Annotated in this window: 14 protein-coding genes; 7 read left to right on the top strand and 7 right to left on the bottom strand. The window is 71.5% G+C overall.

What is annotated here, in order from left to right; genetic code table 11:
* Positions 1–52: 52 nt before the first annotated feature.
* From ACZ6IM_RS35495 to vanX, 4 genes are all read left to right on the top strand, one after another.
* Positions 53–1,324: a lipid II:glycine glycyltransferase FemX gene (locus ACZ6IM_RS35495; RefSeq protein ID WP_469562508.1), complete on the top strand. Its 1,272-nt coding sequence runs from the start codon at positions 53–55 to the stop codon at positions 1,322–1,324.
* Between the two features lie 108 nt (positions 1,325–1,432).
* Positions 1,433–2,455 carry a D-lactate dehydrogenase VanH gene (vanH, locus tag ACZ6IM_RS35490; RefSeq protein ID WP_469562505.1) on the top strand — a complete coding sequence of 341 codons (1,023 nt, stop codon included), beginning with the start codon at positions 1,433–1,435 and terminating at the stop codon, positions 2,453–2,455.
* Positions 2,448–3,506, top strand: coding sequence for a D-alanine--(R)-lactate ligase VanA-Sc (gene vanA-Sc / locus ACZ6IM_RS35485; protein WP_469562502.1), 1,059 nt, complete (start codon positions 2,448–2,450; stop codon positions 3,504–3,506). The genes vanH and vanA-Sc overlap by 8 nt, the downstream gene beginning before the upstream one ends.
* The gene (vanX, locus tag ACZ6IM_RS35480) at positions 3,503–4,186 is read left to right on the top strand and encodes a D-Ala-D-Ala dipeptidase VanX (RefSeq protein WP_469562501.1); all 684 of its coding nucleotides are present in this window, start codon (positions 3,503–3,505) and stop codon (positions 4,184–4,186) included. Before vanA-Sc ends, vanX begins: the two co-directional genes overlap by 4 nt.
* Here the strand turns inward: vanX and ACZ6IM_RS35475 are convergent.
* Positions 4,155–5,009, bottom strand: a complete 855-nt coding sequence (locus ACZ6IM_RS35475) for a lysostaphin resistance A-like protein (protein ID WP_469562498.1) — start codon at positions 5,007–5,009, stop codon at positions 4,155–4,157. The genes vanX and ACZ6IM_RS35475 overlap by 32 nt on opposite strands.
* 121 nt (positions 5,010–5,130) lie before the next feature.
* Entirely contained in the window at positions 5,131–6,090 is a 960-nt protein-coding gene (locus ACZ6IM_RS35470) for an alpha/beta hydrolase family protein (protein ID WP_469562495.1), read from the bottom strand.
* Positions 6,091–6,170: 80 nt separating this feature from the next.
* On the opposite strand from ACZ6IM_RS35470, the gene ACZ6IM_RS35465 reads away from it, so the two are divergent.
* Positions 6,171–6,758: a helix-turn-helix domain-containing protein gene (locus tag ACZ6IM_RS35465; RefSeq protein WP_052836435.1), complete on the top strand. Its 588-nt coding sequence runs from the start codon at positions 6,171–6,173 to the stop codon at positions 6,756–6,758.
* A gap of 71 nt (positions 6,759–6,829) precedes the next feature.
* On the opposite strand, the gene ACZ6IM_RS35460 is transcribed toward ACZ6IM_RS35465, so the two are convergent.
* Genes ACZ6IM_RS35460 through ACZ6IM_RS35450 form a run of 3 tightly spaced genes read right to left on the bottom strand, consistent with a single transcriptional unit; the run spans position 6,830 to position 8,848 of the window.
* Positions 6,830–8,344 carry a potassium/proton antiporter gene (locus tag ACZ6IM_RS35460; RefSeq protein ID WP_052836436.1) on the bottom strand — a complete coding sequence of 505 codons (1,515 nt, stop codon included), beginning with the start codon at positions 8,342–8,344 and terminating at the stop codon, positions 6,830–6,832.
* A complete protein-coding gene (locus ACZ6IM_RS35455; protein ID WP_469562491.1) occupies positions 8,341–8,499 on the bottom strand; it encodes a hypothetical protein in 159 nt (52 codons plus the stop codon). Before ACZ6IM_RS35455 ends, ACZ6IM_RS35460 begins: the two co-directional genes overlap by 4 nt.
* Positions 8,500–8,557: 58 nt before the next feature.
* A complete protein-coding gene (locus tag ACZ6IM_RS35450) occupies positions 8,558–8,848 on the bottom strand; it encodes a DUF3040 domain-containing protein (RefSeq protein WP_052836438.1) in 291 nt (96 codons plus the stop codon).
* Positions 8,849–9,120: 272 nt separating this feature from the next.
* Between ACZ6IM_RS35450 and ACZ6IM_RS35445 the strand changes: the two genes are divergently transcribed.
* Entirely contained in the window at positions 9,121–9,405 is a 285-nt protein-coding gene (locus tag ACZ6IM_RS35445) for a zinc-ribbon domain-containing protein (RefSeq protein WP_052836439.1), read from the top strand.
* Positions 9,406–9,511: 106 nt separating this feature from the next.
* Positions 9,512–10,594: a PucR family transcriptional regulator gene (locus ACZ6IM_RS35440; RefSeq protein WP_469562488.1), complete on the top strand. Its 1,083-nt coding sequence runs from the start codon at positions 9,512–9,514 to the stop codon at positions 10,592–10,594.
* Positions 10,595–10,702: 108 nt separating this feature from the next.
* On the opposite strand, the gene ACZ6IM_RS35435 is transcribed toward ACZ6IM_RS35440, so the two are convergent.
* Positions 10,703–12,229 carry a flotillin family protein gene (locus ACZ6IM_RS35435; RefSeq protein WP_469562485.1) on the bottom strand — a complete coding sequence of 509 codons (1,527 nt, stop codon included), beginning with the start codon at positions 12,227–12,229 and terminating at the stop codon, positions 10,703–10,705.
* A gap of 115 nt (positions 12,230–12,344) precedes the next feature.
* On the bottom strand, positions 12,345–12,854 hold the full coding sequence (locus ACZ6IM_RS35430) for a hypothetical protein (protein WP_469562482.1): 510 nt from the start codon (positions 12,852–12,854) through the stop codon (positions 12,345–12,347).
* Positions 12,855–12,991: the final 137 nt, after the last annotated feature.

Raw genomic sequence — 12,991 nt, 5'->3', positions numbered from 1 at the left:
GTATCGAAAACCGCATACGTGTCGGCAACACCGCGCCGCCTTGACTGGCGTCATGTCCTACAGCGAACCACGACGACGACCAGCGGCCCGGCCCCGGCGGTACTCGTCCGGGGCGGCGGGCGTGAACCTGACCGTCCGGCCGATCAGCGCTGCCGAGCACCTGGCGTTCGTGCGGGCACAGCGCTCGGTCAGCTTCCTTCAGACCCCGGCCTGGGGGCGCGTCAAGACCGAGTGGCGCAGTGAGTCCCTCGGTTGGTACGACGGCCCGCGACTGGTCGGCGCCGGGCTCGTGCTGCACCGGCCGGTGCCGCGGCTCGAGCGCTTCACGCTGGCGTATCTGCCCGAGGGCCCGGTCATCGACTGGACCGGCGACATCGACGCGTGGCTCGCCCCGTTGGCCGCCCACCTCAAGGCACGCGGCGCGTTCGCGATCCGGCTCGGTCCGCCGGTGCGCACGGACGTCTGGAGCGCCGACGCGATCAAGGACGGCATCGCCGATCCGGGCACGCGGCGGCTCACCGATGTGCCCGCCCACTGGACCGACCCGGTCGGCGCCCGGGTGACCGGTCGACTCAGGGAGGCGGGCTGGCTGGCGCAGAGCCCGGAGGACGGCTTCGGGGTCGGGCATCCGCAGTTCAAGTACGAGATCCCGCTGGCCGGCCGAACCGAGGACGACCTGCTCAGGAGCATGAACCAGCTCTGGCGGCGCAACATCAAGAAGGCGGCCAAGGAAGGCGTCGAGGTCACGGGCGGCCGGGTCACGGGCGGGCAGGTCACCGACGGGCTCATCGCAGGCGGGCCCGGCACGGGCGGGCCGGGCGTGAGCGGGCCGGGCATGACCGGGGAAGACGTGAAGGCGTTTCACGGCCTCTACGTCCACACCGCCGAGCGCGACCGCTTCACGCCCCGGCCGCTGAGCTACTTCGAGACCATGTTCGCGGTGCTCGGCGCCGAGGATCCCGAGCGGATCAGGCTCTACCTCGCCCGCCACCGGGGCGACCTGGTCGCCGCCACCGTCATGGTCCGCGTCGGCGCCCACGCGGTGTACGCCTACGGTGCCTCGTCCACCGAGAAGCGCGAGGTGCGGGGCTCCAACGCCTGCCAGTGGGCGATGGTCCGCGACGCGTTGGCCGCAGGCTGCGACGTCTACGACCTGCGCGGCATCACCCCGACCCTCGACGCCGACGACCCGCATGTAGGGCTGATCCAGTTCAAGGTCGGCACCGGCGGTCAGGCGGTGCGGTACGTGGGCGAGTGGGACCTGCCGCTACGGCCGCTGGTCTACCGGACCTTCGACCTCTACATGAGACGCCGCGGGCGATGAGGAGATGCGCCTCGCGCACACCCCCCAACATTACCTGTCGGTAATATATCGCCGGGATATCGAAAAGCGCATACGCGACGGCAACACCACGTCGCCTTGACTGGTGACATGACCTTTTCCCCGGCAACCCCAGCCTCCTCGGCCCCGTCGATCTCCTCGGCCCTTCCGACGACGGGAATCACGGTGTATGGCTGTGGGCAGGACGAGGCTGACCTGTTCCGGCAGCTGGCACCCCGTTTCGGCGTCACGGCGACCCTTACGGAGGCCGCGGTGTCCGAAGGCAATGCCGAGTTGGCCTCCGGAAATCGGTGCATCAGCGTCGGGCACAAGGCACCGGTCACGCCCGCCGTTCTTCTCGCGCTCCGCCAAGCCGGGGTGACGTACATATCCACCCGGAGCATCGGCTGCAATCACATCGACGTGGACTACGCGGCGCGTATCGGCATCTCCGTCGAGAACGTCGTCTACTCCCCCGACAGCGTGGCCGACTACACCCTGATGCTCATGCTGATGGCGGTGCGCAATGCGAAATCCACCGTCCGCCGCGCGGACCTGCACGACTACCGGTTGCACGAGGTGCGCGGCAGAGAGCTGCGCGATCTGACCGTCGGGGTGGTCGGAACGGGGCGCATCGGCGCGGCGGTCGTGGACAGGCTGCGGGGTTTTGGGTCCCGTGTCCTGGCGCACGGCGGCCGGCCCGGAACCACGGCCGATTACGTCCCCCTCGACGTATTGCTGAGGTCGAGCGACATCGTGACGCTGCACGTTCCGCTGAGTGCGGATACGCATCACCTCCTCGACGAGCGACGCATCCGGCAGATGAAAAGGGGCGCGTTCGTCATCAATACCGGACGCGGCCCCCTCATCGACACCGGGGCCCTGGTCCCGGCGCTGGAAAGCGGAAGATTGGGCGGGGCGGCGCTGGACGTCCTCGAAGGCGAGGAGGGGATCTTCTACGCCGACTGCAGGAACAGGCCCATCGAAAACACACTGCTGCCGCGGCTGCAGAAGATGCCGAACGTGCTCATCAGCCCGCACACCGCCTATTACACCGAACACGCCCTGAAGGACACGGTCGAGAACTCCATCATCAATTGCCTTAGTTCCGAAAGCAGGAAACAGCATGCCTAAGTCGGACGAGTCGGCCAAGGTGAGGATCGGCATCGTATTCGGAGGTTCTTCCGAAGAACACGCCGTCTCCGTGAAGTCGGCCCAGGAGGTCGCACGCAACCTCGACACAGAGAAATACCAGCCCTTTTACGTGGGAATCACGAGGGACGGCGCGTGGAAGCTCTGCGACGGTCCCGGGCCGGACTGGGAGGACGGCGACTGCCGTCCGGCAGTGTTGTCGCCGGACCGGAGCGCCCACGGGCTGCTCGTGCTGGAGCAGGGGCGGTACACGACGTTCCGCCTGGACGTCGTCCTGCCCGTCCTGCACGGCACCCTCGGTGAGGACGGTGCGACGCAGGGCCTGCTGGAGCTCTCCGGCATTCCGTACGTGGGCTGCGACGTCCAGAGTTCCGCCGTGTGCATGGACAAGTCCCTCGCGTACGTCGTCGCCGGGAGCGCGGGGATCGCCACGCCGGACTTCCGGACCGTGACGGGGGACGAGCGCGTCGACCCCGACCGGCTCACGTACCCCGTCTTCGTGAAGCCGGCCCGTTCGGGGTCGTCCTTCGGCGTCAGCAAGGTGTCCCGGCTGGAAGACCTGGCGGCGGCGGTGGAGACCGCCCGGCGGTACGACCAGAAGGTGCTGATCGAAGAGGCCGTCGTCGGCAGCGAGATCGGCTGCGCCATCCTGGGGAACGACCTGGAACTGGTCGCCGGTGAGGTGGACCGCATCGCGCTCTCCCACGGTTTCTTCCGGATCCATCAGGAGGAGGAGCCCGAGAGCGGCTCGGAGAACTCGACGGCGATCGTCCCCGCCGACATCCCGGCCGAGGCACGCTCGCGCGTTCAGGAGACCGCGAAGGCCGTGTACCGCGCGCTGGGATGCAGAGGGCTCGCGCGAGTGGACATGTTCCTCAAGGAGGATGGTGAAGTCGTCCTCAACGAGGTCAACACCCTGCCCGGCATGACCTCGTACAGCCGCTATCCGAGGATGATGGCCGCCGCCGGTCTGCCGCTCTCCGAGGTGATCGACCGGACGGTGTCGCTGGCGTTGACGGGGAAGCTCCGATGACCGGGGACTTCGCCTTCGTGGACGAGCTGGTGCCCGGAATACGGTGGGACGCCAAGTACGCCACCTGGGACAACTTCACCGGCAGACCGGTGGACGGATACCTGGCGAACCGGATCGTCGGCACGAAGGCCCTGTGTGCGGCTCTGGGAAGGGCGGAGGAGAGGGCGAAGTCCCTCGGTTTCGGGCTGCTGCTCTGGGACGGCTACCGCCCGCAGCGGGCCGTGGACAGCTTTCTTCGCTGGTCCCGACAGCCGGAGGACGGCCGGACCAAGGCGCGGCACTATCCGAACATCGGCAGGGCCGAGATGTTCGACCGGGGGTACGTGGCCGCCAGGTCGGGCCACAGCCGGGGCGGCACCGTCGACCTGACGCTGTACCACCTGACCACCGGTGAACTCGCCTCCATGGGCGGCGACCACGACCTCATGGACCCGGTCTCGCATCATGACGCTCCAGGAATCACGCGGACCGAGGCGGCGAACCGTCGGCAGCTGCGCTCGATCATGGATGCCTGCGGTTTCGACTCCTACGACTGCGAATGGTGGCACTACACGCTGAGGGACGAACCACACCCGGACACCTACTTCGACTTCCCCGTCGCATGCCACAACGGGCGGGCCCAATCGCCCGCCCGCGTGACCGCGGAGTCTACGGGCGCCGTCGGCCCGTGCGGCGGGTGAGGAGGAGGACCGTCACCGTGAGGGTCTGGATGCCGAGGATCATGGCCTGGACCTTCGGCTCCTCCACGGCGAGCAGAATCATCGTCGTGTTGACCGCGAAGTGCACCGCGATCGAGGCGACGATGCCGGCGCGCTCGTAGGCGGCGGTGACCAGCATCGCCATCGGGATGTTGCTGACGACGAACAGGACGCCGCTCGGGGTGGCGAGGCCCAGGTCGTGCTGGACGGTGCCGTCGATGAAGAACAGCGGGAGGTGCCACACGGCCCAGGTGACGCCCAGGACCAGGCAGACCCGGAAGGTACCCAGCTTCTCGCGCAGCCTGGGGTAGGCGGTGCCCCGCCAGCCCGGCTCCTCGGACAGTGGGCCGCTGACCAGCATGCCGACGAGGAAGGCCGCGGGTCCGCCGAAGTCCTCGAGGGCGTCCTTCGCCACGTCCAGGCTCAGCTCGGGGCCGCCCGCCCGGCTCGCCAGCAGGGCGGCGGCCAGGACGGTCGCCGAGCCCAGCACCAGCAGGAGCAGGGCCTTGGGCAGGAGCGCCGGCCGGAAGGGGACCACGTGCTCGGGGGCCGGTTCGCCACGTCGGCGGCGGCGGACGCGGAGCACGAGGGCGCCCACCAAGGGGCCGAAGGCGCCGAGCATGTACGGGGCGTTGGCGGCTTCGTTCGTCTCCGTGCCGCCCAGCGCGATCGCCACGCCCCAGGAGAGCCAGCTCACGGCGAAGGCGATGATCATGAAGAGGGTCAGGTCGGCGCGGTAGGAGCGGCCGGGGGCGTTGCGTGAGTCGAGTGCAGGGCCGTGCGACGTGGTCTCTGAAGTGGGCATGCCAAACCTCTGGTCGTCCGTGGTCAGGTGGTGTCGTACGTGCGAAGTGCGCGGGGGCGTGCGCGGGTGCGCGCAGGGGCTTGCGTGCGGGGGGGGGGTGTTCGGGTTGCGGGAGAGCCGGTCAGGGGCGGGGCGCGGGCCATTCGTCCGAGGGTGCGTGCGAGGGCTCTCGCAGGTGCGCCCCGAGCCATGCGGCGACGAGGGCGAGCAGCTCTGCGTCGACCGGCTCGCGCAGGAGGCGCCGGTAGGTGCGGATCGTGGGGCGGCCGCTGTCGCGGCGCAGCAGGTGGGTCAGGTCGGGGACGCGGTGGATCTCGGTGCCGCCGCCGGGCACCAGGCGTCGGATCTCGTCGAGGTCGGCGGGCGGGACCTGGATGTCCTTGTCGCCGGTGACGGCGAGGACGGGGACCGCGGCCGGGACGGCGGCCAGGTCGTCACGGCTGTCGTGGACGAGCATCTCGCGCATCCAGCGCGCGTTGACCGGGAGCAGACCGGCGATGCGCGCCACGTCGGTGCGGGTGCGCTTGACGTAGGACAGGACACGCTCGCCCAGGGCGGCCAGCGGGCGGCGCAGCAGGCGGACCGGGGCGGGCAGGCCGCCGAAGACCGACGCCGCCTGCCAGCGGAAGGCCGACTCCCCCTCACGGGCGAACCCGGCCAGCAGTACCGCGGCCGCCACCTCGTGCCGGGCGGCGAGGGTCATCGCGTGCAGGGCGCCTTCACTGTGGCCGACGACGCCGACGACGTCGAGGCTGATGTCCGGGTGGGCGGCCAGGGCCCGCAGGGCCGCGCTCGCGTCGCGGCGGTTGTCGGTGAAGCCGGTCTCCTCCCAGACGCCGGGCGTGGCTCCCGCGCCGCGCCGGTCGTAGCGCAGGGTGGCGATGCCTGCCGCGGCCAGTGCGTCGGCCAGCGGGCGCCCGAGGTTCAGCGGCAGGGTGCGCGTGTTGCCCTCGCGGTCCAGGGGTCCCGAACCGTGCAGCAGGAGGACGGCGGGGTGCGGTCCGGGGCCGGCGGGAAGGCTCAGGGTGCCGGCCAGCGGGGTCCCGTCGTCCGCGGGGACCGTCAGGTCGGTTTCGGGCAAGGCTCCGCCTCTCTCAATCGATCGATCAACTCAATCGTTCTCAACTGCGAGAACGTTATCAGATGTGAGAACATGAGTTCATGGCTACCTCGAACCTCCTCCTCCACCCCGTCCGCATGCGCATCCTCCAGACCCTGGTGGGCGCCGGTGAACTGACCACCGCCCAGCTGCGCGAACGGCTCCCCGACGTCTCGCCCGCCTCCATGTACCGGCACATGGCCACGCTCACCGAGGCCGGTGTCCTGGAGGTGAGCCACGAGAAGCGGGTCCGCGGCACCGTCGAGCGCAGCTACCGGGTCCGCCAGGACGAGGCCCTCGTCGACGAGGACGCCCGAGCCGCCATGACCAAGGACGACCACCGACAGGCCTTCACCGTCTTCACCGGCGCCCTCATGGCCGACTTCGACCGCTATCTCTCCCGGGACGACACCGAACCCGTACGCGAGGGTGTCCTCTACCGACAGGGCGCGGTCTGGCTGACCGACGAGGAGTTCACCGAACTCGTCGAGGAGTTGGAGGCCGTGGTCGCCCGTCGCAGCGAGCGCAGACCGGACGACGGCCGCGTCCGCCACCTCATCAGTCTTGTCGTCATGCCGGACAAGGAGGGCGGTAGGGAGGGCGGCTCGGAGGGCGGTACGCCGGGTGATACGGGGGGCGGTACGGAGTGACCGGGACATGAGGGGCGAGGAGGACGGCGCTGCCCGCCCTCACGCGCTCACAGCCTCACGCCCTCACGCCCTCACGCGCCGACGTGCTCCGATTCCGGTGCGCCGTGCTCGCCCAGCCAGCGGGCCAGTCTGCCGCGGCGGCCGATGGCGCGCAGTCGGCGTTCCGCCGCCTCCCTGACCCGGGGTGTGGTGATGAGCAGCAGCTCGTCACCGGCGCGCAGCACGGTGTCGCGGTCGGGTACGAGGCTGGTGCTGTCGCGGATGACCAGGGTGACCACCGTCGGGTGCGGCAGCCGCAGTTCGGAGACGGTGACGCCGTGCAGGCGCGAGCCCGGCGGGACGGACACGGTGAGCAGGTCGGCGTCCAGGAGGTCGAGCGGCGCGGTCTCGACCTGGATCTCACGCAGCGCGTCCGGACGGGTCACCCCCGTCCACCGGGCGACGGCGGGCAGCGTGGGCCCCTGGAGCAGGGTGAACAGCACGACGAGGACGAACACGATGTTCAGGGCGTCGCGCGCACCGGTCACCCCCGCCACGACCGGGAAGGTCGTGAGCACGATGGGGACGGCGCCGCGCAGGCCGGCCCAGGAGATGAAGACCTGCTCGCGCCAGGGAACCCGGAACGGCAGCAGGCAGAGCAGGACCGAGACCGGGCGGGCGACCAGCAGCAGGACCAGGCCGACGACCAGGGCCGGGAGGATCGCGGCGGGCAGCTCGGTCGGGTCGACGAGCAGCCCGAGCATGACGAACAGGCCGATCTGGGCCAGCCAGCCGACGCCCTCGGAGAAGGAGCGGGTGGCCGCGCGGTGGGGCAGCTTGGCGTTGCCGAGGACGAGCCCGGAGAGGTAGGCGGCGATGATGCCGCTGGCGCCCAGCGCTCCGGCGGCGGCGAAGGCGACGACGCCGAAGCCGACGGTGGCCAGCGGGTACAGGCCGGTCGCGGGCAGGGCGATGTGCCTCAGCGCCGCGACGCCCAGCCATCCGATCACCACGCCCAGGACGCCGCCGACCACGAGCTGGAAGAGGAGGTTGCCCACAACAGGGAGCGGCCCTGGCAGTCCGGCGGTGGTGGAGAAGAGCAGGACCAGGATGATGGTGGGCGCGTCGTTGAAGCCGGACTCGGCCTCCACCAGCACGCTCACCTTGCGCGGCAGCGGCAGGGCGCGCAGTACGGCGAAGACGGCGGCGGCGTCGGTGGAGGAGACGATCGCGCCGATCAGCAGGGCCAGCCGCCACTCGATCCCCAGCAGCCAGTGCGCGCCCGCCGCGGTCACCACGACGGAGACCGCCACGCCCACCGTGGCGAGCACCCCGGCGGGGGCGAGCAGACGACGTACGTCGCTCCACCGGGTGGTCAGGCCGCCCTCGACCAGGATGAGCGCGAGGGCTGCGGCGCCCAGTGCCTGGGCCAGCTGGGCGTCGTCGAACCGCAGGCCGAGACCGTCCTCGCCGGCGACGAGGCCGACGCACAGGAACAGCAGCAGGCTGGGCAGGCCGATGCGGTGGGCGGCGCGGGCGGCGGCGATGCTGGCCAGCAGCACCGTGCCGCCGATCAGCAGCATCAGGTACAGCTCGGACAGGGTCATCGAGCGGACTCCGGGCCGCACGCGGCCACGGTCGCGGGCAGGTACACGGCCACGGTCACGGGCCCGCGCACGGCGACGATCGCGGGCAGGTACACGGCCACCGTCACGGTCCCGCGCACGGCGACGATCGCGGGCAGGTACACGGCCACCGTCACAGGCCCGTCCGCAGCCACCGTCACAGGCCCGTCCGCGGCCGGTCCGTACCCGCCGGGGTCAGGACCCGGGCGGCGGGCACCGGGTGCCGCGCTCGCGCCGGTGCGGGTCGAAGAGTTCACCGGCGACGCCGGCGAAGACCAGCCCCGCGGCGATGAGCAGCCCGTGGGCCAGGAACATCCCGGCGGCCAGCGCGCCCAGGGCGACGGTGAGCAGCAGCCAGGCCCGGTGGTACCGGTACTCGCGCGGGCGGCGGGGGCGGCCGTCGGCGAGGGCCCTGGCGAACCGGGGGTCCTCGCGGCGCAGCCGGGACTCGATCTCGGTGAGCCTGCGGTCCTCGGGTACGGGCATGAGGTCCTCCTCCCGACGCGGGGCCCCGGGCGGGCGACGCGGTCAGCGGGGCGGGCCATGTGCTCTCCTTGCAGGGTGGGGCATCCCGATCGCACCGGGACCGAGCGGCCGGGTAAGGGGAGTGGGCTCCACAGTCGCCCGCGCGGGCCCGTCCGGGCCATCCGGGACGGCACCCAAATACGGCGGCGTGCGACCTGTAGGGGCCGGGGATCTGAGAGAGGATCGGGGTGTCCTGCGCGTTCGCAGGGGGCCGACCGGGAAGGACCCAGCTCGTGATCATCTTCGGCACCAAGGGATACCTCTACCAGCTCGCGATACTGACGCTGGTGTGCGGCCGGTGCGGAAACCCCGCCGCGCACACGCTCAGGAAGCGCGTCACGAAGTTCACGCTGTTCTTCGTGCCGCTGTTCCCGTTCTCCACCAAGTACGCGACCCAGTGCACGTTCTGCGGCGCCGAGCAGCAGGTGACCAAGGAACAGGCGGAGCAGCTCCAGGCGCAGGAGACCGGCGGCCAGGTGTACGGCCCGTCGGGGCAGCAGCCGTACCAGCGGCCGTAGCCCGCCGCTGAGCCGTCCGTCGTCCATTGCCGGGTTCCGGCAGTGTTGACTACCCTCACGTTGCCGGAGACCGCGCACCGGGCGTGAACGGCAGGGGAGGCGCGGGGTGACGGACCTGCAGACGGACCAGCGGGAGACGTACCTGTCCGGGTACGCCGAGATGCTGGCGGGGGTCGCCGACACGGGGCGCCGGCTGACCCGCGACGAGCTGGAGGAGCGGCGGCTCTCCGGCGAGCAGGCCGCGGAGGCGGGACACAGTCTGCGCAGTCTCGTACGGCTGCATCTGGACGCCACTCGCATGTCCTGGCCCGGCGGCGGTTCGGCGTTCTCCGGCCCGGAGGTCACCCGGACCGTGCTGGCCGCCGTCGCCCAGGCCGTGGACGCCTTCGCGGAGGGCTACGAACGCGCGCAGCGGCTCGCCGTACGCCAGGAGGAGGCCGCGCGGCGGGAGTTCATCGACGACCTGCTCTACGGACGCAGCGACCTCGGCCGCCTCGCCGAACGGGCCGAGCGCTTCGGGCTCGTCCTCTCCCGCGCCCACGCCGTCGCGGTGGCCGAGGGACCCGAGGCGTACGACGACACCGCCCCGGTCACCCGGGTCGTGGAGAACGCGCTCATCTCCCGCTTCGGCGACCGGCGCATCCTGATCACCACCAAGAACGGGCAGTTGATCTGCATCGCGCCCGGCGACCAGGACGACGTCCTGTCCTTCTTCGCCAAGCAGGCCTACGCCGCCACGGACGGCAGCCGGGTCGCCATCGGGCGACCGCAGAGCGGCGCGGGCGGCGTGGTGCACAGCTACGAGGAGGCGCTCAGCACCCTCGAACTCGCCGAGCGGCTGGGCCTGGAGGAGCCGGTGGTGCGCGCCGCCGACATGCTGGTCTACCCGGTCCTCGCCCGTGACCGGCAGGCGATGGCCGACCTGGTGCTGAGCGTGCTGGGTCCGCTGCGCGAGGCCCGCGGCGGTGCCGAGCCGCTGCTGCGGACCCTGGAGGTGTACTTCGACGCGGGCTGCACCGCGGCCGAGGCCGCCCGGCGTCTCACCCTCAGCGTGCGGGCGCTCACCTACCGGCTGGACCGCATCCACCAGCTGACCGGGGCGAACGCCTCCGACCCGGTGCACCGCTACACGCTGCAGACCGCGGTCATCGGGGCCCGGCTGCTGGGATGGCCCGACCAGGAGATCTGATCGGACCACCCGGCAGCAGCACCCCGACAGGAGCACCCCGACAGGAGCCACCCCGCGGGGACACCCCGTCAGCCGGGCTGCCGGGCTGCCGGGGCTCCCCTCCTCGGGTCAGCCGGTGATCTCGACCTTGCCGTTGCGCTGGTCCGGGCCGCTCTCCGGCTCCGCGGCGCCCTTCGCCGTGATGTTCTTCAGCAGGGCCGCCAGGTCGACGCCCGTGGTCGAGCCGAGCAGTTCCATGCCCTGCGCCACGTTGTCGGCGACCGTACGGGTGAGCCGGCTCGCGCCGTCCGTGGAGATGACGGTCATCTTGTCCACGGCCGACAGCGGCTCGGACGCCTTGGCGACCACCTGCGGCAGCGCCTCTACCAGCATCTGGAGCACGGCCGCGTCGCCGTACCGCTCGAAGGCGTCGGCCTTCTTCTCCATGGCCTCGGCCTCGGCCGCGCCCTTGGCACCGATCGCGGCGGCCTCCGCCTCGCCCTCCAGCCGTACGGCCTCGGCGATCGCCGCACGCCGGGACCGCTCGGCCTCACCCTGCTTGAGGCCCTCGATGGCCTCCGCCTCGGCCAGCGCGCTGCGCCGCTGCTTCTCGCCCTCACCGGTGAGCCGGGCCCGCTCGGCCTCGGCCTGGGCCGCGGCGATACCGGCGGCGCGCTCGGCCTCGGCCTGCTTCACCCGCGCCACCCTGCGGGCCTCCGCCTCCTGCTCGGCCTCGTACCGCTTGGCGTCGGCCGGCTTGCGCACCTCGGTGTCCAGCTGGCGGTCCTTCAGCGCGGCCTGCCGCTCGGCGACCTTCTCCTGCTCGGCGAGGATGTCCTGCTGCCGGGCCGCCTCCGCGAGGGGGCCCGAGGCGTTGGCGCGGGCCGCGGCCTGGTCGGTCTCGGCCTTGATCTCGGCCTGCTTCAGGTAGAGGGTCCGCTGCGCGACGGCGATCTCCTCCTCCGCCTTCAGCCGCGCCTGCTCGGCCGCCCGCCGGGCCACCGCCTCCGCGATGTCGGCCTCCTGCTTCGCGCGGGCCGCCTCGGGACGGCCGAGGTCCTCCAGGTAGGAACCTTCGGTGGTGATGTCCTGGATCTGGAAGGCGTCGAGCACCAGGCCCTGCCCCGACAGGCTGGCCTCCGCCTCCTCGGCCACCTGACCGGCGAACGCGGCCCGGTCCCGGATGACGTCCTCCACGGACATCCGGCCGACGATCGCACGCAGCGCGCCGGACAGCACCTCCTGGGTGAAGCCGACGATGCCGTCCTGCTGCATCAGGAACCGCTGGGCCGCGGCGCGGATCGCGTCCTCCGTGCCCCCGACCTTGACGATCGCGACGCCCTCCAGGTGGGCCTTCACTCCGCGCAGCGTCACCGCGCCGCGCACGGCGACCGGGATGTGCCGCGAGGAGAGGTCGAGGGTGAACCGCTGCTGCACGAACGGCACGACGAACACGCCGCCGCCGACCACGACCTTCTGGCCGCTGTTGTCGGTGAAGACGCGGCCCGTCTCCGGATCGGTGGACTTCTTTCCGCGCCGCCCCGTGACGATGAACGCCTCGCTCGGACCGGCCACCTTGTACCGGCTGACCACCACCAGCGCGAGCAGCACCAGGAGTACGACGACCCCCAGCACCGCGATGACGACAGGACTCATGGCAACGCCCCCGATTCAGAGTTGTGCGAAGAACAAGAACAAGAACAAGAACAAGAACAGGAAGAGGAAGAGGCAAGAAGCAAGAGGGAGGAGGAGCCGGGGGTTCCCGGGGCGTTCAGCGGTCCACCGGGCGGACCACGACCGACGTCCCGGTCGGCGCCGCCTCGACCCACACCTCGGCACCCCGCGCCACCGGCACCGCGCTGCGCGCCGCGCACTTCTGCGGCTGGCCGGCGAGCCGGAGCATGACCTCGCCGTAGCCGTCCGCCGGGATGGCGGTCACGACCCTGCCGGACGTGCCGAGGAGGTCGTCGGTACGGGGCGTGACGGCCGTCTGGTCGCGCATCAGGGCGCGGCTGAACCGGTACGTCAGCCAGCCGGCCCCCACTCCGGCGACCGCGCCGACCCCGGCGGCGCCCGCGGGACCGGTCCAGCCGGTGCCGAGGGCGATGGCGCCGGCGAAGCCGGTCATCGCCGTGAACCCGGCGACGACCGGCAGCGACAGCCACCCCTCCAGGAGCCCGTCCAGCGCTCCCCCGAACACGCCTTCCAGCACTCCGTCGAAGACCAGCGACAGGGCGAGCAGCACGACCCCCGTGATACCCAGCCCGAGAAACCAGGCCATGCGTGCCGTCCCCCTCTCGCCCGTCGCTGAGCTTCGGTGAGAGGAATGGTCACACGGGGCGGGACGGCAGGTCATTGCCGTGTTCCGGCAATCTTTACGCTCCTTTGATGCCGCCCCCGGTCCGTTCCGGCGCTGCT

The sequence above is a fragment of the Streptomyces sp. NPDC042336 genome (assembly GCF_055581985.1).
This window is presented reverse-complemented; position numbering and strand designations above follow the sequence as displayed.